General features: G+C 53.9%; 21 protein-coding genes, 1 tRNA gene and 1 pseudogene. 11 read left to right on the top strand and 12 right to left on the bottom strand.

Annotated features, from left to right (window positions below; all coding sequences use genetic code 11):
• Window positions 1–69: 69 nt before the first annotated feature.
• Window positions 70–528, top strand: coding sequence for a macrodomain Ter protein MatP (matP, locus tag ACJ8OK_RS13315; RefSeq protein WP_082996874.1), 459 nt, complete (start codon window positions 70–72; stop codon window positions 526–528).
• A gap of 102 nt (window positions 529–630) precedes the next feature.
• Here the strand turns inward: matP and ompA are convergent, their stop codons facing one another.
• Window positions 631–1,710, bottom strand: a complete 1,080-nt coding sequence (ompA, locus tag ACJ8OK_RS13310) for a porin OmpA (protein ID WP_015377358.1) — start codon at window positions 1,708–1,710, stop codon at window positions 631–633.
• Window positions 1,711–2,066: 356 nt separating this feature from the next.
• Window positions 2,067–2,573: an SOS-induced cell division inhibitor SulA gene (sulA, locus tag ACJ8OK_RS13305; protein ID WP_033633427.1), complete on the bottom strand. Its 507-nt coding sequence runs from the start codon at window positions 2,571–2,573 to the stop codon at window positions 2,067–2,069.
• A gap of 229 nt (window positions 2,574–2,802) precedes the next feature.
• Between sulA and ACJ8OK_RS13300 the strand changes: the two genes are divergently transcribed.
• On the top strand, window positions 2,803–3,459 hold the full coding sequence (locus ACJ8OK_RS13300; protein ID WP_033633426.1) for a TfoX/Sxy family DNA transformation protein: 657 nt from the start codon (window positions 2,803–2,805) through the stop codon (window positions 3,457–3,459).
• Window positions 3,460–3,463: 4 nt separating this feature from the next.
• Here the strand turns inward: ACJ8OK_RS13300 and yccS are convergent, their stop codons facing one another.
• Together yccS and ACJ8OK_RS13290 are read right to left on the bottom strand one after the other, a co-directional pair.
• Window positions 3,464–5,599, bottom strand: a complete 2,136-nt coding sequence (gene yccS, locus ACJ8OK_RS13295; protein WP_033633424.1) for a YccS family putative transporter — start codon at window positions 5,597–5,599, stop codon at window positions 3,464–3,466.
• A 26-nt stretch (window positions 5,600–5,625) separates the two neighbouring features.
• Complete coding sequence (locus tag ACJ8OK_RS13290) at window positions 5,626–6,078, bottom strand: YccF domain-containing protein (protein WP_004928120.1); 453 nt, start codon at window positions 6,076–6,078, stop codon at window positions 5,626–5,628.
• Window positions 6,079–6,244: 166 nt separating this feature from the next.
• On the opposite strand from ACJ8OK_RS13290, the gene helD reads away from it, so the two are divergent.
• Window positions 6,245–8,299: a DNA helicase IV gene (gene helD / locus ACJ8OK_RS13285; protein ID WP_442530631.1), complete on the top strand. Its 2,055-nt coding sequence runs from the start codon at window positions 6,245–6,247 to the stop codon at window positions 8,297–8,299.
• A gap of 32 nt (window positions 8,300–8,331) precedes the next feature.
• On the opposite strand, the gene ACJ8OK_RS13280 is transcribed toward helD, so the two are convergent.
• Both ACJ8OK_RS13280 and ACJ8OK_RS13275 read right to left on the bottom strand, forming a co-directional pair.
• A complete protein-coding gene (locus ACJ8OK_RS13280) occupies window positions 8,332–8,790 on the bottom strand; it encodes a methylglyoxal synthase (protein ID WP_033633422.1) in 459 nt (152 codons plus the stop codon).
• Window positions 8,791–8,914: 124 nt separating this feature from the next.
• A complete protein-coding gene (locus ACJ8OK_RS13275; protein WP_033633421.1) occupies window positions 8,915–9,580 on the bottom strand; it encodes a DUF2057 family protein in 666 nt (221 codons plus the stop codon).
• Between the two features lie 256 nt (window positions 9,581–9,836).
• Between ACJ8OK_RS13275 and ACJ8OK_RS13270 the strand changes: the two genes are divergently transcribed.
• Window positions 9,837–10,250: a CoA-binding protein gene (locus ACJ8OK_RS13270; RefSeq protein ID WP_033633420.1), complete on the top strand. Its 414-nt coding sequence runs from the start codon at window positions 9,837–9,839 to the stop codon at window positions 10,248–10,250.
• 60 nt (window positions 10,251–10,310) lie between these two features.
• Here the strand turns inward: ACJ8OK_RS13270 and hspQ are convergent, their stop codons facing one another.
• Together hspQ and rlmI are read right to left on the bottom strand one after the other, a co-directional pair.
• Entirely contained in the window at window positions 10,311–10,628 is a 318-nt protein-coding gene (gene hspQ, locus ACJ8OK_RS13265; RefSeq protein ID WP_004928104.1) for a heat shock protein HspQ, read from the bottom strand.
• A 60-nt stretch (window positions 10,629–10,688) separates the two neighbouring features.
• On the bottom strand, window positions 10,689–11,879 hold the full coding sequence (gene rlmI / locus ACJ8OK_RS13260) for a 23S rRNA (cytosine(1962)-C(5))-methyltransferase RlmI (RefSeq protein ID WP_031300125.1): 1,191 nt from the start codon (window positions 11,877–11,879) through the stop codon (window positions 10,689–10,691).
• Between the two features lie 93 nt (window positions 11,880–11,972).
• On the opposite strand from rlmI, the gene yccX reads away from it, so the two are divergent.
• The gene (gene yccX, locus ACJ8OK_RS13255; RefSeq protein ID WP_049239714.1) at window positions 11,973–12,251 is read left to right on the top strand and encodes an acylphosphatase; all 279 of its coding nucleotides are present in this window, start codon (window positions 11,973–11,975) and stop codon (window positions 12,249–12,251) included.
• A gap of 34 nt (window positions 12,252–12,285) precedes the next feature.
• Here yccX and tusE read toward each other — a convergent pair whose 3' ends face one another.
• A complete protein-coding gene (gene tusE / locus ACJ8OK_RS13250; RefSeq protein WP_004928095.1) occupies window positions 12,286–12,615 on the bottom strand; it encodes a sulfurtransferase TusE in 330 nt (109 codons plus the stop codon).
• 111 nt (window positions 12,616–12,726) lie between these two features.
• Complete coding sequence (yccA, locus tag ACJ8OK_RS13245) at window positions 12,727–13,386, bottom strand: FtsH protease modulator YccA (protein WP_004928091.1); 660 nt, start codon at window positions 13,384–13,386, stop codon at window positions 12,727–12,729.
• A gap of 225 nt (window positions 13,387–13,611) precedes the next feature.
• Between yccA and ACJ8OK_RS13240 the strand changes: the two genes are divergently transcribed.
• Window positions 13,612–13,699: transfer RNA gene (locus tag ACJ8OK_RS13240), tRNA-Ser, on the top strand.
• Window positions 13,700–13,927: 228 nt separating this feature from the next.
• Window positions 13,928–14,143, top strand: a complete 216-nt coding sequence (locus tag ACJ8OK_RS13235) for a hypothetical protein (protein ID WP_016928277.1) — start codon at window positions 13,928–13,930, stop codon at window positions 14,141–14,143.
• 75 nt (window positions 14,144–14,218) lie between these two features.
• On the opposite strand, the gene ACJ8OK_RS13230 is transcribed toward ACJ8OK_RS13235, so the two are convergent.
• Window positions 14,219–14,713 (bottom strand): hypothetical protein, encoded by a 495-nt coding sequence (locus ACJ8OK_RS13230; protein ID WP_033633419.1) that lies wholly within the window; start codon window positions 14,711–14,713, stop codon window positions 14,219–14,221.
• Window positions 14,714–15,511 (bottom strand): winged helix-turn-helix domain-containing protein, encoded by a 798-nt coding sequence (locus ACJ8OK_RS13225; RefSeq protein WP_050501263.1) that lies wholly within the window; start codon window positions 15,509–15,511, stop codon window positions 14,714–14,716.
• Window positions 15,512–15,745: 234 nt separating this feature from the next.
• Between ACJ8OK_RS13225 and tnpA the strand changes: the two are divergent.
• From tnpA to ACJ8OK_RS13205, 4 genes and pseudogenes are all read left to right on the top strand, one after another.
• A pseudogene (tnpA, locus tag ACJ8OK_RS13220) lies at window positions 15,746–16,182 on the top strand (IS200/IS605 family transposase).
• 368 nt (window positions 16,183–16,550) lie between these two features.
• The gene (locus ACJ8OK_RS13215) at window positions 16,551–17,165 is read left to right on the top strand and encodes a LuxR C-terminal-related transcriptional regulator (protein WP_033633418.1); all 615 of its coding nucleotides are present in this window, start codon (window positions 16,551–16,553) and stop codon (window positions 17,163–17,165) included.
• A gap of 194 nt (window positions 17,166–17,359) precedes the next feature.
• The gene (locus ACJ8OK_RS13210) at window positions 17,360–17,932 is read left to right on the top strand and encodes a fimbrial protein (RefSeq protein ID WP_424840203.1); all 573 of its coding nucleotides are present in this window, start codon (window positions 17,360–17,362) and stop codon (window positions 17,930–17,932) included.
• Between the two features lie 48 nt (window positions 17,933–17,980).
• Window positions 17,981–18,676 (top strand): fimbrial biogenesis chaperone, encoded by a 696-nt coding sequence (locus tag ACJ8OK_RS13205; RefSeq protein WP_033633417.1) that lies wholly within the window; start codon window positions 17,981–17,983, stop codon window positions 18,674–18,676.
• Window positions 18,677–18,687: the final 11 nt, after the last annotated feature.

Raw genomic sequence — 18,687 nt, 5'->3', positions numbered from 1 at the left:
ATTGCCGGGGAAATTCGGCGCAAAGCTGTTATGCTTATTTGAAGTTACGCGGTCACTGAAGAGCTCAAGATGAAATATCAGCAACTGGAAAATCTGGAGAGCGGTTGGAAATGGAAGTACCTGGTGAAAAAGCATCGGGAAGGGGAACTCATTACCCGCTACATTGAAAACAGCGCTGCTCAGGAGGCGGTTAACGAGCTGCTGAAGCTGGAAAATGAGCCGGTAAGGGTACTTGCATGGATTGCCGCTCATATGAATCCGGAACTGGATAACCGGATGAAACAAACGATCCGCGCCCGCCGCAAACGTCATTTTAACGCAGAACATCAGCATACGCGTAAAAAATCTATCGATCTGGAGTTTTTGGTTTGGCAACGATTGGCTGCCCTGGCGCGCCGCCGTGGCGTTACGCTGTCGGAAACCGTCGTGCAGCTTATCGAAGACGCTGAACGCAAAGAAAAGTATGCGAACCAGATGTCGTCGTTGAAAGAAGACTTGAAGGCGATTCTTGGCAAAGATCCCAAGTAAGCGCGTGAGAACGCCCCTATGGCGCCAGGCATTGAATGTTCTGGCAACAAGAGGACGAAAAAAAACCCCGCATTGGCGGGGTTTTTTATTAGGCGAGTAAACTTAGCCCTGAGGCTGAGTTACAACGTCTTTGATACCTTTAACTTCGATCTCTACGCGACGATCTGGTGCCAGGCAAGCGATCTGAGCTTTGGTAGCGCGGCCAGATTTGTAGCCACAGGTGTTGCCTGTAACTGCATCTGCTTCACCCATACCACGTGCAGAGATTTTGTCTGACGGGATGCCTTTGGAGACCAGGTAGTCAACAACGCTCTGTGCGCGTTGTTCAGACAGTTTCTGGTTGTACTGGTCAGAACCAACGGCGTCGGTGTAACCCAGAACAACTACGGAGCCGTCTTTAGGATCCATGGAGCTCAGCTGGGTGTACAGCTGATCCAGAGCCTGCTGGCCTTCTGCTTTCAGAGTAGATTTGTTGAAGTTGAACAGCACGTCAGACTTCAGAGTGAAACGCTTGGTTTCAACAACTGGAGCTGGAGCCGGAGCTGGTGCTGGAGCAACTACGTCATCCTGACCAAAGCGGTAAGAAACGCCCAGGCTCAGCATGGTGTTGTCTGGACGTGCGCCAACGGTACCTGCGTCACCGATGTTGCTTACGAACTGGTAATCCAGGCGAGTAGCCCAGTTTTTGGTCAGTGCGTATTCAACACCAACAGCAGCCAGCGGAGAAACGCCGGTGTCGTGGTCGCTCAGACGCTGACCAGTACGGCCGTAGTTAGCTTTGGAGTCTGCACGCCATACCATACCACCCAGACGAGTGTAGATGTCCAGATCGTCAGCAATTGGGTAGCTCAGTTTAGCGGCCAGTTGAACGCCCTGCGCTTTGAAAGCACCGTTGTTCACGCTGCCTTTGTAAGGCATGCGGCCGAGCCAGTCATAGCCCAGCTCGAAGCCCAGGTATTGGTTTGCCTGGTAGCCCAGGAACGCGCCGGCACCCAGCTGATCTTTATGGGTTGGGCCGTTGCCGATACCGTTCTGGTAACCGTTGCCGTAGAAACCAGTGTCATGGTACTGGGACCAGCCCAGTTTAGCACCGGTGTACCAGGTGTTATCTTTTGGAGCGGCTTGCGCTACGGTAGCGAAACCTGCCAGTGCCACTGCTAATGCGATAGCTGTCTTTTTCATTTTGCGCCTCGTTATCATCCAAATAGGCAATGAGCTTTAAAGCTGTTTAAGCCCTTGGTTAAATTCCTTCGCCAAGGTTTAAGCCCTCGTTTGTTACTCGCCAGTTTTTCTGACGTTATAGAGCAACCTTGGCGATGTAAAGTCTACAACGTGGCGCGAAAGTTACAAGTGTGATGTGATAAGGCTCTAAAAAAAAACGCGGAATCGTACATATTTGCTAACATTCTTAGCCTAAAAAAGCGGCGATCCATCGAGCGTTTTTACCTGCCAAACCGCAGCCGGACTCGCTTTTTGCCTTCCCCCGCAAAGGTTCCGCTTAGGGGGTGCGAAAATGATGGGAAAAATCCTAAATTTACTTAATGATACAAAGAAGAGTGAATTTTTAGGGTGGAACAGTGTCCGGGAGTCGGGCTAATGTCACGTTGAGGGCGCATGATAAACCCATAGGCATTACCCAATTCTGCCGCACGTCTTAATTTTAGACGATCCTCCTCCGTTAGCTCGGGCAACCAGCCGAGAACTACGCTGTAATTTCCCGTTTGCAGCGCTTTTTCCATAGCCTCGACCGTATTCACCGGGCTGATCTGGCTCAATTGCACCATTTTATCTACAGGCAGGCCGGATTGCTGCAGCCATTGCTTGCTTAATTTTTGCTGCGGCGTCAGCCACAGAAGCCAGCGAGACTGCTTGCCCAATTGCAGCAGCAGGGGCAACAGTAATTGGGCCACTGCGGGCTGGCGCTCGTTGTAAACAAGTTCACTGATCAAGCCATTCTCTTTGCCGATATCCGTGTTCTTCGCAACATTGCGCGTTGTATAAGAGCCATGGCCGAAATGAGGTTGGTAGAGTGATTGAGTACGCATAAAGTTCCCGCCCGTCGTGTTACTGTATGTTTATACAGTATCTCTGATTTAGGATAAGATCAACCCAAATTTTCGTAGCGGCTCGCATAATTGCGATCATTTTTTGTACTGGCGGTTTTTGTGATTGGCAGGCGGGCGGATAGTGCGTATTTTTCTAATTAGTTGTTCACGTTACTTTTTTCATTGATGAGAGAAATAATACGGCCAGAACCTAAAAAGGAGGAACGCTATGAAAAGGATGTCGACGAGAAGGATCGCGCAGGCTAAAAATTGCTTTGCGGCGCTGGGCGCTATCACAACACGATCACAGTTTGGCGGCTATGGGCTGCTGGCTGAAGGGATAATGTTTGCGGTAGTAGCGGAAGGGGAATTGTACTTGCGGGCTACGGCGAGCATGGAACCGGCCTTTCGCGCCCGGGGCATGGTCAATATGGTCTATTCCAAGCGCGGTGTGCCCATCACCTTGCGCTATTACTGGGTTGACGAGTCGCTGTGGCGGGAACGCAACGAGCTGGTAGGGTTGGCCTGGCAGGCCATCAGGGAAGCGCGCCGAGAGCAGCGGCTCAAGGCCGGCGATCACGGCAGATTGAAGGCGTTGCCAAATATAGATGTCAACATGGAGCGCTTGCTATGGCGAGCGGGTATCCGCAATGCCTATGACCTGCGGCTGCATGGCGCCAAACGTAGCTATCTTCGCCTGCTGCAACAGCAGACCAATCTGGGGTTGCGCGTGCTGCTGTCGCTGGGCGGCGCGCTAGCCGGCTATCATCAGGCGGCATTGCCGACCGAATTGCGCAACGAACTGGTACGCTGGTTCGATCATACGATGGCTATGCGCCGCCATGGGCATGAGCCAGTAGTTCAGGGCCCATCGAGCGGGCCCTGAATAATTAGGTTGCCTTATTGATTTGGGTATGGAGTGCGGTGAGTTCCGGCAGCAGCTCGAGCATTAGCCCCACCTGCTGCAAAACCAACTGTTCTTTGCTTTCAGGTTCCGGAACGGCTGCGCGAATGCGCTCCGCCAGCTGTTCCAGCGCTTGCGCAATACGCTGGCTGTTCCGTTCTTCCTGATGCAAGGCGCCGTCCACGTAACACACGGCATCATTGAGCAGATCGAGTGTGGCAGGGGTATTCAACCGCTCGCGGTGCGCCCCCAACGCCGAGATATAACTCAGGAGAGTGTGGTTCAGGCAGAGCAGACGGAAGGCGGCTTCCTGCAACTCCTTGTCGGCCTTGGGATCGGCGGACATGTTGGAGATGACCGAAGCCAGTTCTGCATCGCTGTTGTGGGCATCTCGCCGCGCGATGCGGTAAGCGAGCCCGTTATCCTTACCCTGATGATATTGCACCAGAATGGCGTCCAGATAGCGACAGTTGGCATTCAGCGTTTTGTCCACCACCGCCGGCAGCTGGCGGAATTTCCAGTCCGGCCAGATAAAGCTGACCGCCGCCCAGGCGATGGCGCAACCCAACAAGGTATCGTAAACGCGCGGGGCTGCTACTTCGAAACCTTCACCCAACAGGTTAAAGCACAGCAATACAAGCAGCGTGATGAACATCGTTGCATGGGCATACTGTACGGTGCGAAAAGCGAAGAACAGGACACCGGTGATGACGATCAACACCAGTTGTCCTTCTACGGAAGGCACGAAATAGAGGATTGGCAGGCCGATCAGGATACCGGCCAGAGTGCCGATGATGCGCAGCGCCAGGCGCCGGCGGGTCGCGTTGTAGTTCGGTTGGCAGACGAACAGGCTGGTCAACAGGATCCAGTAACCGTGTTGCATGCCGGTGAACTGGATGAAGGCGTAACCCACGCACAGCACTACCGACATGCGGATCGCATGGCGGAACAGGGCAGACTGCGGCGTCAAATGGCGGCTGATGCGCAGTCGGATGTCGCTCCAGCCGGTTAAGCGATCGTCGGCCAGGCTGTTCTCTTCCGCCTGCCCGCTGGCCAGCGTCTGCTCTGACTCGATATTGGCCAGCTGCGCATCGATCGCATGCAGGTTTTTCAGCAGGTGCGCCAGCGCTTTGGTTTGCTCTGAATTGCCCTGGGTTTCGGTTATGCGTGCCAAGGCCTCCTGAATGCGGCTGAAGGCTGGCTCAAAACGCGGGTTGTGCTGGTATTTTTGCCGCAGCAGGATCGATTGTGCCAGCTGGCGGCAGGCGCGCGCCTGCATGCTCAGCAAACGCTGGAAGCGGAATAAAATATCGCTGTGACGGAATTGCCGGCTGAGCGCGTGGTACTGAACATGGGAAGAGCTGGCGCGTTCGTGGATATCCTGCGCGACAAAATAGTAGTGCAAGGTGCGGCGGGTGCCGCGTTGGCCGCGATCGCCTTTCAGGCGCGTCAGCAGCGAGGCTTTGGTCTGGTTCAGCAACGCGACCAACGCGCTGTTGGCCATCGCGACATCCATCCATGGCAGGTCGGCGTCGCGTTCGGCGTCGGGATCGAACAGGTTGGCCTTGGCATCCAGATAGTTGGCCAGTTGCTCGTAGCAGCGCGCCAGGTTCTCTTGCAGCGGGCGGATAGGGAACAGCAGGTGGCCCGCCAGCGTCAGCAGGTTATACCACAGCGCGCCGATCACCAACAGCAGCGGTTGCTGATACCAGGCATCGTACATGGCGGTGCCGAGCATGGTGTAAACCGCGATCAGCAGCGCGCCGAAGGCGATGGTGGCGTAACGTTGCCCTAAGGCGCCCAGCAGGATAAAACCGCAGGTTGAGGTGGTTAAGCCAAGGGCGAACAACCAGGGATAGGGAAACAGCAGCTCGATTGAAGCGGAGGCGACAAAGAAGCACACCAACGTGATCAGCAGGTTGCGTAACCTGCCGGCCAGGCGGTCGTCCAAATCGGTCAGTGCCGCCGCCACCACGCCCAGCGTCAGCGGGATAGTCAGCTTGGGAATGCCCAGCCACCAGGGAACGGCGGTGGTGCCGATCAGCGCAATAAGAATGCGCAGGTGGTACAGCAGATTGCTGTTGTAGGTATAACGACGTACTGCGGGTGCAAAAGAGAGCACAAACAACTCCTCAAACGGAGAAAAAATTAACGCTGATGATAGTGGCGGCGAGCATTCTCAATACGCGCTTGCTGAGCCATTTCTACCGAGACGACGCGGCGCCCCACCGGCCATAGCGCGATGGCGGCTATTTTGAAATTGGCGATACCGACCGGAATGCCGATGATTGAAACGCATTGCACGATACCGGCGGCGATGTGTGACAGGCACAGCCACCAGCCGAACAGCACCAGCCAGATAATGTTGAGCAGTGAGCCGCCGGCGGAGAGCAGCGCATTGCTTTTCTCCGGGTACAGTTCATCGACATGTATCGCCTCGTTGCCGAACGGCACCAGCGACAGCTTGGTGATTTCCCAGCAGGAGCGAGTGAGCGGCAGCGTGATGACCAGCAGCACGCTGAACACCGTAGCAATGAGCCAGCCTAGCGTGGTGAAGAAACCGCCCAACACAAAATTAAGAATATTCAGTACAGTACGCATAGACGTCATTCTGCTCTAATGATAGCCAAACCGCGATGCGGGCGTATTCACGATAAAAACGCAAAATCTATTCTACCCTTTTTTTAGCGCTAGAGTGCCACTGCTTATCGCAGGTAAACTGGCAGATATCCGTTATTTACTCTCAACATAGTCATGGCGCGACGATATGGAACTTAAAGCGACATCGCTGGGGAAACACCTGGCTCAGCACCCTTATAACCGCGTGCGGTTGCTGCACGCCGGCGTTGAGGTGAGCGGGGAAAAACATGAATACCTGATCCCCTTCAATCAACTGATTCAGGTCAGGTGCAAGCGCGGCATCGTCTGGGGCGAGCTGGAATTTGAATTGCCGGACGAAAAAGTGGTGCGGCTGCACGGCACTGAATGGCAGGAAACGCAGCGTTTTTATCACTATCTGCAGCAGGCGTGGCAGCACTGGAGCGCCGAAATGAGTGAGGTCAGCGCCGGCGTGCTGCAACAGCAGGTGGCGCAGATTCAGCGCATTGAGCAGCAAGATAAATGGTTCAAAAAGTCTGAGCTGGGCAAGCTGCAGCAGCAAATTCGTGAGGCTTTCTCCGCGCTGCCGATGCCGGTAGCGCGCCTGGATGAATTCGATAACTGCCGGGCCGATTACCATCTGTGTCTGCAATGGCTGCAGCAGGGGCAACGCAGCGTTGAACAACGCAACCGGCAGTGGACCGATCGCATGCTGGAGCAACATCACGACTTCTTCCAGACCGTCGAGAGCTCGCCGCTCAACGACGCCCAGAGCCGGGCGGTGGTCAATGGCGAGGATTCCGTGCTGGTGTTGGCCGGCGCCGGCAGCGGCAAAACGTCGGTGCTGGTGGCGCGCGCCGGCTGGCTGCTGCGCCGTCAGGAGGCGGAGCCGGGGCAAATCTTGCTGTTGGCGTTCGGCCGCCAGGCCGCCGGCGAGATGAACGACCGCATCAAAGAACGTTTGGGCGATGTCGGTATTCAGGCCAAGACCTTCCATGCCTTGGCGCTGCAAATCATTCAACAAGGCAGCCGCAAAGCGCCGGCCATCAGCCGGTTGGAAACCGATGCCAACGCGCGCAAAGCGCTGCTGATCACCCATTGGCGCCAACAGTGCTCGGAGAAGAAAGCCCAGGCCAAGGGGTGGCGTCAATGGTTGACCGAAGAGCTGGAATGGGAAGTGCCGGAAGGCGACTTCTGGCAGGATAAGCGCCTGGCGGATCGCATGGCAAGCCGGTTGGAACGCTGGTTGGGGCTGATGCGCATGCACGGCGGCAGCCAGGCGGAAATGATTGAGCAGGCGGATGAAGACATCCGCGATCTATTTTCGAAACGCATCCGGCTGATGGCGCCGCTGCTGAAAGCCTGGAAAAGCGCCTTGAAAGAGGAAGGGGCGGTAGACTTCTCCGGCCTGATCCATCAGGCAGTCAACATTCTCGACAAGGGGCGCTTCGTCAGCCCGTGGAAACATATTCTGGTCGACGAATTTCAGGATATCTCACCGCAGCGTGCGTTATTGCTGGCGGCATTGCGCCGACAGAACAAGCAGACCTGCCTGTTTGCGGTGGGGGATGACTGGCAGGCGATTTATCGCTTCAGTGGCGCAGAGTTGACGTTAACCACGGCTTTTGCCACCCACTTCGGCGAAGGGGCGCAGTGCGCGCTGGACACGACTTATCGCTTCAACGAACGTATCGGCGAGGTGGCCAACCGGTTCGTGCAGCAGAATCCGCACCAGCTGAAAAAACCGCTCAACAGCCTGAGCAAGGGCAATAAAAAGTCGGTGGCGATCCTGCCGCACGAGCAGTTGGAACCCTTACTGGACAAGCTGAGCGGCTACGCCAAGCCGGATGAACGCATTCTGGTGCTGGCGCGTTACCATCATCTGAAACCGGAAGCGTTGGCGAAAGCGGCCACCCGCTGGCCTAAACTGAATCTGGAGTTTATGACCATCCACGCCAGCAAGGGGCAACAGGCGGAATACGTCATCATTGCCGGTTTGCATGAGGGGCGTGACGGTTTCCCCGCCGTGGCGCGCGAGTCGGTGTTGGAAGAGGTGCTACTGCCGCGGCCGGAGGATTTCCCGGATGCCGAAGAACGCCGTCTGCTGTATGTCGCGTTAACTCGCTCTAAACATCAGGTATGGCTGTTGCAGGATCGTGAGCACCCTTCGGTATTCGTTGAACACCTGCAGGATCTTGGCGTACCGGTGCAGAAAAAACCGTGAGCTCGGGCCTGGCGGCAGCCAGGCCGTGAGGACTACTGCAGGCGGTCTTGCAGGTAGCGCTGATAGTCGGGAATAGCGATCTCCACCTCGCTTTTGAACAGCGGAGAGTCGATCAGAAAGTCCGCGGTCGAGCGGTTGGTGGCCACCGGAATATTCCATACGGTCGCCAGCCGTAGCAGCGCCTTCACGTCCGGATCGTGCGGCACCGCGTTCAACGGATCCCAGAAGAAGATCAGCATGTCTATCTTGCCTTCCGCAATCAGTGCGCCAACCTGCTGATCGCCGCCCATCGGGCCACTCAGCATGCTGGTGACGGGAATGCCGCTGGCGCGCTGGATCAGGTTGCCGGTCGTACCGGTGGCGTAAAGCTGATGCTGCGTCAGAATAGCCTTGTGGCTTTCTACCCACTCCAACAGGGCCTGTTTGCGGTGATCGTGCGCCACCAGCGCAATGTGTTTGCGCGCGGCGATAGTGCGGGTAGTCAATTCCATCTCGGTGTCCTTCGCTAATCGGGGGGATGTGCGACAGATTACTGAAACTGTTTTTCACTGCCTAGCGTTTGCGCCTGAAAATGCGAAGAAAAGGCGCCTTTGCGGGGAAAGACGCCGGGAGGGATCAGCGAATCGGTTGTTTATTGGCCCAGCGCAGGAAGCGCTTCTGTGTTTCCTTGTCGGCCTGTTGGAACCAGTATTGCAACATCTGTTCCGACACGTTTTCACCTTTCAACGTCACCGTCGGGGCATTCAGCGGCGCGCCGGCCAACGCGGGGGTTGAGGGATTGCCTGCGTTCGCCTGCACAAAGGCCGGAACGGAGGCCGGGCGGTTCTGGCGGTTGTAATCGGTCATCACCTTTTCCAAATCGGTATTGAAGGTGACGCTGTCGGGATGCAGCGCATCATGCCGGAATGGCAAGGCGTTGCCGTCTTTATCGACCACCAGATAATTTAACGTTCTGTCAAAGCGTTGCGCATCACGATCGTTCTCGATGCGCGGCAGCTCGATCGCCACTTGGCTGATCTTTTGCGTATTGAAGCTGGCAACCAGCGGCAGGGAGGTATAGGCCTGTGTATGCTGGCCGGAACGTACGGTTTTGGTCACTTTAAACAGCAACTGGTGCTGCCCGCCATCCAGTTCAAGGCTGTCGGCACCTTTTAACAACGAACCTGTCATTTTCTTGCCGTCGACCACCAGCAGGTCGATGTCCGGGGAGAGTTTCAGGGTCGTAGCCGCGGCAGGCATACTGATGCTGAGCAACGCCGCAACCACCAGACCAAATTTCATCATTATCTCCTTATAAAGTGACGTCGCTCTAAGTGTTGAACACGGCATAGGTTGTGTCAAAATTTTTCAATCGGGTATTTTGTTTACATTTTTACATATTTTATCGCGATTAGACACGACCGTGCGCAGCTGAACCGCGACAGCCTCTGACCATAAGATTGCGGTGAAGTTTCCTTCGCATTAGCGTTTAACCGAGCGAATGCCGATCGGTTACACTCGAAATGGAAAGTGACGCAGTGATAAACGGGAGTTGAAGATGCAAGATCAAGAGATTGTTGAGCTGTTGCAGCAGGTGAAAACCATCGCGCTGGTCGGCGCCAGCGATAACCCGTCGCGGCCCAGCTATGGTGTGATGGCATATCTGTTGGCACAAGGGTATCAGGTGATCCCGGTCAGCCCAAAACTGGCGGGGCAGACGCTGCTGGGGCAGCAGGTTTACCCTACGCTGGCCGCTATCCCACAGCCGGTGGATATGGTTGATGTGTTTCGCAATTCGGAGGCGGCTTACGGCGTGGCGCAAGAGGCGATAGCGATCGGCGCCAGGGCGCTGTGGTTGCAGATAGGGGTGATCAACGATCAGGCGGCAGCGCTGGCGCAACAGGCTGGGCTGCGCGTAGTGATGGATCGCTGCCCAAAAATAGAAATCCCGCGTTTAGGGCTGGAGCGCTAAATAAAAAAAGGGCCTGGCGCGATGCCGGGCCCTCTCGGGGTTTCTCAGGTCTTGGCGCGGTCAATTGCGCAAACGTGGCGCCTGTAACTGGTGACGGATGGATTCCGCCAGTTCATCCAGCGATGGCTGCTCGGGATGTGCTTCCTGGGGCTCACCATCCAGCTGCGCTTCCGCCAGATAGGTGTGCACCGGTTGGCCTTCCTCGTCTTCCATCACCACGTGGTACCAAGGGGCGGAACGCAGTTCGTCGTTCGCCGCTATCTCGTCAGCTTTGGGTTGTTCTAAAGAGTATTCCGGGTCGATATCGATAACGACCCCCAAATACCCCAGCAGTTTATGCCTAACCTGTTGTCCGATACCGAATTTGCTGGCAATCATGATGACCTCCTGAGAAACAATGCCTTGCTCATATATGGGGGCAAGGCAGCGCATTTCAAGTTACATCACCCGACAAGCGAAGCCTTTCAGATACAGCCCCTCAGGATACGTGGCGATCACCGGGTGATCGGCAGCCTGGCGGAACTGCTCTATAAATTGTACATCACGTCCGGCATCTACAGCGGCATCGGCCAAAATTTTCTGGAATAGGTCGGTCGGCATCAGGCCGGAGCAGGAGAAGCTGAGCAGAATGCCGCCTGGATTCAGCAACTGCAGCGCCAGCATGTTGATGTCTTTGTAGCCGCGGCAGGCGCTGGCCAGCTGATTCTTGTTCTCGACGAACTTAGGCGGATCCATGATGATCAGATCGAATTTTTCGCCTTGAGCGCGGTAGTTGCGCAGCAGCTGGAACACGTCATCGCGAACGAACTCCGCCTTGTTCAGATCCAGCTTGTTGAGTTCGACGTTCTGTTTGGCGATGTCCAGCGCCGCCTGCGAGGTATCCACGCTGATCACCTGCGCGCAGCCGCCCATCAGAGCGGAAACGGCGAAGGCGCCGGTGTAGGAGAAGCAGTTCAGCACTCGGCGGCCGGCAGAGTAGTTCCGCGCCGCCAGGCGGCTGTCGCGTTGGTCGAGGTAGAAACCGGTCTTGTGCCCTTGCTGAATGTCCACCAGCAGCTTCATGCCGTGCTCGGTAATAGGCAGCAGTTCCGGCGGCAGATCGCCCAGCACCGGGCCCTGCGCCAGCGGCAGGCCTTCTTTTTTACGCACCGCAACGTCGGAGCGATCGTAAATCGAACATTCCGGGTAGCAATGCTGCAGGGCGGAAAGCAGGGCCGGGCGCTGGTATTCGGCACCGGCGGACAGCAGCTGCAGCACCAGGAAATTCTGGAAGCGATCGATAGTGATGCCCGGCAGGCCGTCGGACTCGCCGGCGATCAGGCGGTATCCGTCCAGACCGTCACGCTGCGCGACCCAGTCACGCCAGCTTTGCGCTTGCTGCAGGCGGCGAATGAAGAAATCGATGTTAATCTCTTCATCCTGTTGGAAAGTCCAGACGCGTGCGCGGATCTGCGACTCGGGCGAATAGGCGCCGCGCGCCAGCCACTTGCCCTGGCTGTCGAGGATATCGATGGTTTCACCGGAGAGGGCTTTACCCTCAACACGTTGAACGGCGCCGGAGAACACCCAAGGGTGGCGACGGAGTAAGGACTTTTCACGTCCTTTGGCGAGAAACAGGCGTACGGTCATAATTAATAATGCTGCCAGCTAGGATAGAAAGAGTGACATGGCGGTGCAAAGGCACGGCAATGCCATAATGAAAACTGAATTAAGGGGGCGATTATGACACAAGTTTGTATTGCTGCGTATGTGTATGGCGTGGTACAGGGGGTAGGGTTCCGCTATTCCACTCAGCGGCAGGCCGAGGCGTTGGGGGTGACCGGCTATGCGCGCAATCTCGATGACGGCAGCGTTCAGGTGGTGGCCTGCGGCACACAGGCGCAGGTGGATAAGCTGGTGGAGTGGTTGAAACAGGGCGGCCCGCGCAGCGCGCGCGTTGAACGCGTGCTGGTGGAGCCGCAGGGGGGGGCCGATTACGCCGGGTTTGGCATTCGCTATTGAATGCTCGCCTGCAGCGACGCTGCGGGCAGAACGGTCAGATGCATTTCACCGGTTTCGGCAAGCCGGCGATTTTGGTGGCTTGTTTGGCCGGCCCTTTCGGGAACAGGCGATACAGATAGCGGCTGTTGCCTTTTTCTTCGCCGTATTTCTGCGCCATGGCTTTGACCAGCATGCGAATAGCCGGCGACGTATTGAATTCCTGATAGAAGTCGCGCACGAAGCGCACCACTTCCCAGTGTGCTTCGGTGAGCACGATCTCTTCCTGCGCGGCCAGCAGCGGCGCCAGGCCCTCATGCCAGTCGGCGCTGTTTTTCAGATAGCCCTGCGCGTCAGTGTCGATAACCTGACCTTCAAACTCCAACATACTGCCTCGATAACGGATAATTCGGAACGGCCGCCAGTTTAGCAAATTTTTTCGGCCGCAAAAAACAAAGCCCCGCCGGAGCGGGGCCTGGAAGGCATGCGTAACGCGCGATCAGTTGCTGCGGGCGAAGCCCAGAATGCTCAACAGGCTGATGAACATGTTATAGAGCGACACGTACAGGCTAACGGTGGCGCGAATGTAGTTGGTCTCGCCGCCGTGAATGATGTTGCTGGTTTCCCACAGGATCGCGCCGGCGGAGAACAGGATGAACAGCGCGCTGATAGCCAGGTGCAGAGCAGGGATCTGCAGGAACAGGTTGGCGATCACCGCCACCAGCAGCACCACAAAACCGGCCATCATCATGCCGGACAGGAACGACATGTCTTTACGGGTGGTCAGCACATACGCCGAGCAGCAGAAGAACACCGCGGCGGTGCCGCCCAGCGCCAGCATGATCAGATCGCCCGCGCCGGCGTTCAGGAACGAACTGAGGATCGGGCCGAGGGCGTATCCCATGAAACCGGTCAGCGCGAAAGCCGCCAGAATGCCCGCCGGGCTGTTGGCCAGTTTATGGGTCAGGAACATCAGGCCGTAGAAACCGACCAGCATCAGCAGCAAGCCTGGCGCAGGCAGACCCAACATTGTACTGGCGGTCGCGGTCAGGGCTGAGAAAGCCAGGGTCAGGGATAACAGGAAATAGGTGTTGCGCAGGACTTTATGCGTGCTGAGCAGCGAGTCGCGCGAAGAAGATGAGACGACAATGCGGTCCATAATGCTCTCTCTTATCAGGCCATCACAAAATAATCCCGATGATAGGCAGCGCAAGGGCTTGATTAAAGTTTGTTTACCAATCTTTACCCTTAGTTATCATTATGGCAACAGCGGGGCGGGTGTTCGTTTGATCGCCGCTTGCTTTGCCTGCGGCGATTTTTCGCGCGGTTGAACGCGTTCGGGCTTTACAAGCGAATAAGGTCTGTTTATAGTGCGCGTCGTTGCGGAGGGGTGGCCGAGTGGCTGAAGGCAACGGTCTTGAAAACCGTCGACGGGAAACCGTTCCAGAGTTCGAATCTCTGCTCCTCCGCCATACATTCTGACCCCGTGCTCTCTGAGCACGGGGTTTTTTGCTTTTGCGTGCGGATAAACCGGGGCGCTTCTGCAGGAAACGCGATCGGCTATTGATAAGGGCCATGCGTCGGTGAGATTATGCACCTATCAAGGCCGGCCGCTCGGATGCCTGCTGTTGCCAGGCGTTACCGCTGCGACAAGCAACGCCGCCTTATCAATTTTGCTTAATGCTCTTATGGAGACAGAGATGAACTGGTATCAAGTCGCCTTATGGACCATGATCTTTTTGAAGTCCGGCGCTTTCCTGGTGTTCGTATGGTGGTGGATGTTCAAACGCGCGACCAAACCTTATGTCCGCCCGCAAGACGTCGTGGTGGACGATACGCCGTACGATGAGAACCTCACCATGGAAGAGGTGATGAAAAACCATGGCATCGTCCGCACGGATATGTCGGTAAAATAGTCCTCCCGCCTCCCCAACCGCCATCTGGGGCGTGTTTGCCAAGAGCGCGCCCCCTTATGCTTCTTCGCTGTCTCTCTATAGCATTCTGCTATGGCATATCGTGATCGGGAAAAGCACGCCATGAACGATGTACGCATCCTGTCGCACTTTACGCATCGAAAAAACGCCATTCTTAATGAGGAGAGAGAGCATGGGGATTTCTTTGATCAGTTCATGCGGCGCGTTATCGTCGGGATCTTTGCTGATTTCTCGGTGGGTGGTCATGTAAAACCCGTGATCCAACCTCTTTATATCAAAGTTTATTTTTCTATCCAGTTTGTAGGTTTTTCCTTCCAAGGTAATGTCCCCACGTTGAGCGATCATGGCGTGATGTTCGTCATAGATGAATAAACTGCCCGTCATTTTTAGTTCCAGGTCATCGCCTGAAGCTAATCGTTTTTTTGCGATCGTTTCGGCTTGGCAATTGATATATACAGGTGCGGCGGGTGTTAAAACACGAAGCAGGATAATGAAGAGGATCACTGCCAAAAATCCGATAATCAGTATTTTTGGGTTGCGCAATGCGGCCATTTATTTTCCATTGAGAATTTTGTAGGTAACACAGTGGTTATATCGATCTTGCGAGCCGAGATAACACACACCGAGGAAGGTGTTAGAAGTCAACGTATATTTTTCGGAAGAAAAATAGATATCCACCTTACTGGCTAGACAATCCACACCGCTGCCTTCTAATGCCTGGTTGACCATGCGCTTTTCCAGTTCGTCATCAATATGTTTATCTGCATCCAGAGAATATAAGGTGCAATTGTCTTTTTTTCCTAACGCAACTAAATTTTCCCAAGGTTGATCAGCAGGTTCGATAGGATAAAGCGTCGCTACGATCAACAGAGGAATAAATACGCAGCAGACAGTGGCAACAGCGCTAACCTTTACCTTTTTCTGCGGCGGCACGTGGTGTGGTTCGGCAACAGGAGCCAGGGGCGAAAGCGGCTCTGAAGCATAAGAAGGCGGCGTTTCGCTGACGGTTACCTGCGGTGGCGGATAAATTTCAATCATAGCGGTGAAACAAAACCCGACTTTCGCCAGGGTCTTTATTGGGGAAGTTTCTCTACCCAGAAGTTTGAATGCTTTTCTTATTTCACTGACGGCTACATTTAGACTGATCGATGAGCCTGAAAAACCATACTCTTCCCATACCTTTTTTATCAACATCTCACGTTTCAATGGGATATTGGGATGAGTCAGCATTTCAATTAACAGGCGCGAAGCCGGGTTGGATATCCGTATTGATGACTCATCATTATCAATGAGTTGGAGACTACACGCGTTTGCGTCATAGATCACGCAGAGATCGATAATATATTTCATGTATTCAGGTTTTTATAATGATATAGGCCTGTAGTTCACTGCTAGTATTTATTGAAACTTCAGATAGGTCAAGATTCTGGGCGAAAAAATAAATAATCAAGGGCGTTTTTTATTCCTGGTTTAAAACCATGTCCTGTGGGCGTGGTTATCGGCTCGGTCTTGGCTCTGCCTGTAAAAATCTACTCATGCCAAAATCCCCATCCATTGTCCATATAAATTATAAGGAAATTAAACATGAGCAGGTTTCAAAGAGCCTCTCACGTACTGCGGCATCGTCAATATCATATAGTCTGGACGCCTAAGTGCCGTTCAGAATTTTCAAAGGCAATGTTGGGAAAGAAGTGTACCGACAGATATGGATACTCAGTGAGCAACTGAAGATCCAAATTATTGAATTAAATGTTCAGTTAGAGCATGTGCATCTTTTGGTGAAGATACCGCCGAAGTTGCCAGTATCAGAGGTGATGGGTTACTTGAAGGGTAGGACAGCAATAAGGCCCTTCAGCAAATTTCCCTATTTACGCAAGCATAGGCTATGAGGAAATACCTTCTGGGCAAAGGGATACGGCGTAGACACCGTAGGTGTGAATACAAAAATGATCCGTAAATACGTCAAGTATCAAGAAAAGCATGAAGCGGATGATAAACAGTTATCGCTACATGAAGTGTGAAGAGAGGGCTCTATGAGTCCGAACTTAGAACGCTCCTCTGGGGCGTAGCCAAAGCCGCCTTCAATGAAGGCGGCTTTTTACTTTCTCGGCTAACTTAAAATGCATTCCATTGCCGTTTTTTATGTTATTTTTGGTGTTAAATTCTTAAAAAATTTGTTTTTTTAGATTATTATAATTATTAATTTGGTTAATAAAAACAATGTTTCTGTATTTTATGGTTTGATGCAGAATTATCTTCGTGTTTACGGCGCTTGTTTATGTGCCAATCGCTTATTGTTCGCTCACGAACGGTAATGTGAACTTTCCAAGAAAAGATAGGTATTAAGTGCAAAGTATCGACGTTGTCCTTGGCTATGGATGGAGTAAGTATGCTCAGTATCGGTATCGTATCTGAAAACATTTTTTTCAGAGAGGCGATAAAAAGAATAATATTGATGCCAAGTGTTTTTCATAAAGATCACGTTATTGCCTACTATGACGATCTGCCTTTGGCTATGGGGCGAAATTGCCACGATATTCTGATCGTCGATGATGCGGTAAAAAGCATGTCGCGCTTCAGTATGGCTGTGGCATTATTGTCGGCTATTCATGGCGTAAAGATTTTTTTGACGACGGAAGAGAAACGCCGTCTGTTATTTCGCTCTGTCTCGCATGATGTCGTCGTGCTCGATAAAAAAGGCAGTGTCCCCGGCATCAGTAAAGAGCTGTCTTTTCTGGTGGATAATATCTCGCAGCGCCCTGCAGTGAATGGAAGCGTTGAGAGAGGCGTGGGCCGCCATACGAAAAGTTGTGTGACGAAAAGTGAAGTGGAAACGCTCCTTTTGCTTTCCTTCGGCTATACGGTGACTCAGGTTTCCAGGATTCTTGATAAAAGCGTAAAAACGGTCAGTACGCAGAAATGCAGTGCATTACGCAAAATAGGATTGAAGAATCGGGTGCACAACTTACTGGAAATCTCATCCGGTTTCTCGGAGGTTCTCTAGAGATTCGTTATTTTCATCGTTTTTATTTTCGGGTGATTAATAACGCTATTGCTTGATCTTATAAAAACAGGAATGTGTTCATCCTTTTGCCTCTGTATTACGGGGAGGGATTATTTTATCCCGCCGGCAGCGGCTGATTTTTATTTATTCTTTTAAACCAAACTGTTATGGAGTTTTATCTCATGATGAAGAAGATGTTTTCTGTTGCAATCATGGCGGCAGCGGTCGCTGCCCCTACGGCTTTTGCTGAAAACAATGCCGCCGGTGGCATCATTAACTTTACCGGTGCCATTACCGACACCACCTGTACGATTAACGGCGGAAAAAGCGCGGATTTCACCGTCGCGCTGAGCCCGATCTCGGTGACCGACGCGGGTAACGCCGTTGGGCCAATCACCAAGAACAAGAAGTCCTTCTCGCTGACCTTCTCCGGCTGTTCGCCGGCGGCCGGCACTGCAGGCACCCCGCTGAAAATCTACTTCTCCTCCGCGGATAACATCTCCACCGACGGCAAATATTTGCTGAACAACTCGGTCAACGAGAACGACGCTTCCGTTGCGAAGAACGTGGGCTTCTCTCTGGCTAAAACCGGTTCTTCCACCCCGATCCAGCTGAACGTGCCTTATGTCACCGACATCATGGGCGATAAAGCGGCACCGGATTCAGAAACCCTGACGCTGGACGCGTACTACTACAAAACCAACGCCGAAGCGGCAAAAGTGGGCGCTCTGAGCTCCAACGTGACTTACACCATTTCTTACCTGTAATCGCGCTGAAAGCCAGGCCCTTGATGGGCCTGGCTACCCGGGGGAACGATGAAAAAATATATGATGATAGCGGCGCTGTTGCTCGGTGCCGTTGGCGCGCAGGCCAATGTGGTGGTTAACGGTACGCGGGTGATCTACCCGGCAAACAACAAGGATGTGATTGTCCAACTGCTGAATAACGGTGCCGATCCCTCATTGGTTCAGGCCTGGATCGACGACGGCGACATCAATTCCACCCCGGAAACCGCCAACGTACCGTTTTTGCTGTCGCCACCGGTGGTGAAAGTGAACGGCAACAGCGGGCAGCAGCTGCGCATTCAGAAAGTCGGCGCCGCGTTGGCGGCGGATCGTGAATCGGTGTTCTATCTCAACGTGCTGGATATCCCGCCGACGCCGGAAAACCTGCAGGGTACCAATACGCTGCAACTGGCGATCAAATCGCGCATCAAGCTGTTCTACCGCCCGCAGGCTTTAATCCGCGGCGTAGAAAACGCATTGGAAAAACTGACGCTGCAAGCCAATGGCAAGGGGTTCAACGTCATCAACAACAGCCCGTATTTCATCACGGTAGCGAATATCGGCCAGGGTGAGGACAAGCATCTGCTGGTTGATTCGCTGATGGTTGCGCCGTTTTCCACCCAGTTTGCCGCCAGCAAACGATCGGTCAGTAAAAACGCGCGTTATGACCTGATGTATATCGACGATCTGGGGGCTTACAAGTCTAAAGCCATCACCGCACACTAACCTGAAAGAAC

Origin of the sequence: Serratia sp. CY71090 (genome assembly GCF_052166845.1) — a bacterium.
GTDB lineage: Bacteria > Pseudomonadota > Gammaproteobacteria > Enterobacterales > Enterobacteriaceae > Serratia > Serratia nematodiphila.
This window is presented reverse-complemented; position numbering and strand designations above follow the sequence as displayed.

Bases quoted from the DNA above. Each gene is read 5' to 3' on its own strand.
- matP (WP_082996874.1), top strand. From the start codon at position 70: ATGAAATATCAGCAACTGGAAAATCTGGAGAGCGGTTGGAAATGGAAG.
- ompA (WP_015377358.1), bottom strand. From the start codon at position 1,710: ATGAAAAAGACAGCTATCGCATTAGCAGTGGCACTGGCAGGTTTCGCT.
- sulA (WP_033633427.1), bottom strand. From the start codon at position 2,573: ATGCGTACTCAATCACTCTACCAACCTCATTTCGGCCATGGCTCTTAT.
- ACJ8OK_RS13300 (WP_033633426.1), top strand. From the start codon at position 2,803: ATGAAAAGGATGTCGACGAGAAGGATCGCGCAGGCTAAAAATTGCTTT.
- ACJ8OK_RS13290 (WP_004928120.1), bottom strand. From the start codon at position 6,078: ATGCGTACTGTACTGAATATTCTTAATTTTGTGTTGGGCGGTTTCTTC.
- helD (WP_442530631.1), top strand. From the start codon at position 6,245: ATGGAACTTAAAGCGACATCGCTGGGGAAACACCTGGCTCAGCACCCT.
- ACJ8OK_RS13280 (WP_033633422.1), bottom strand. From the start codon at position 8,790: ATGGAATTGACTACCCGCACTATCGCCGCGCGCAAACACATTGCGCTG.
- ACJ8OK_RS13275 (WP_033633421.1), bottom strand. From the start codon at position 9,580: ATGAAATTTGGTCTGGTGGTTGCGGCGTTGCTCAGCATCAGTATGCCT.
- ACJ8OK_RS13270 (WP_033633420.1), top strand. From the start codon at position 9,837: ATGCAAGATCAAGAGATTGTTGAGCTGTTGCAGCAGGTGAAAACCATC.
- hspQ (WP_004928104.1), bottom strand. From the start codon at position 10,628: ATGATTGCCAGCAAATTCGGTATCGGACAACAGGTTAGGCATAAACTG.
- rlmI (WP_031300125.1), bottom strand. From the start codon at position 11,879: ATGACCGTACGCCTGTTTCTCGCCAAAGGACGTGAAAAGTCCTTACTC.
- yccX (WP_049239714.1), top strand. From the start codon at position 11,973: ATGACACAAGTTTGTATTGCTGCGTATGTGTATGGCGTGGTACAGGGG.
- tusE (WP_004928095.1), bottom strand. From the start codon at position 12,615: ATGTTGGAGTTTGAAGGTCAGGTTATCGACACTGACGCGCAGGGCTAT.
- yccA (WP_004928091.1), bottom strand. From the start codon at position 13,386: ATGGACCGCATTGTCGTCTCATCTTCTTCGCGCGACTCGCTGCTCAGC.
- ACJ8OK_RS13235 (WP_016928277.1), top strand. From the start codon at position 13,928: ATGAACTGGTATCAAGTCGCCTTATGGACCATGATCTTTTTGAAGTCC.
- ACJ8OK_RS13230 (WP_033633419.1), bottom strand. From the start codon at position 14,713: ATGGCCGCATTGCGCAACCCAAAAATACTGATTATCGGATTTTTGGCA.
- ACJ8OK_RS13225 (WP_050501263.1), bottom strand. From the start codon at position 15,511: ATGAAATATATTATCGATCTCTGCGTGATCTATGACGCAAACGCGTGT.
- ACJ8OK_RS13215 (WP_033633418.1), top strand. From the start codon at position 16,551: ATGCTCAGTATCGGTATCGTATCTGAAAACATTTTTTTCAGAGAGGCG.
- ACJ8OK_RS13210 (WP_424840203.1), top strand. From the start codon at position 17,360: ATGTTTTCTGTTGCAATCATGGCGGCAGCGGTCGCTGCCCCTACGGCT.
- ACJ8OK_RS13205 (WP_033633417.1), top strand. From the start codon at position 17,981: ATGAAAAAATATATGATGATAGCGGCGCTGTTGCTCGGTGCCGTTGGC.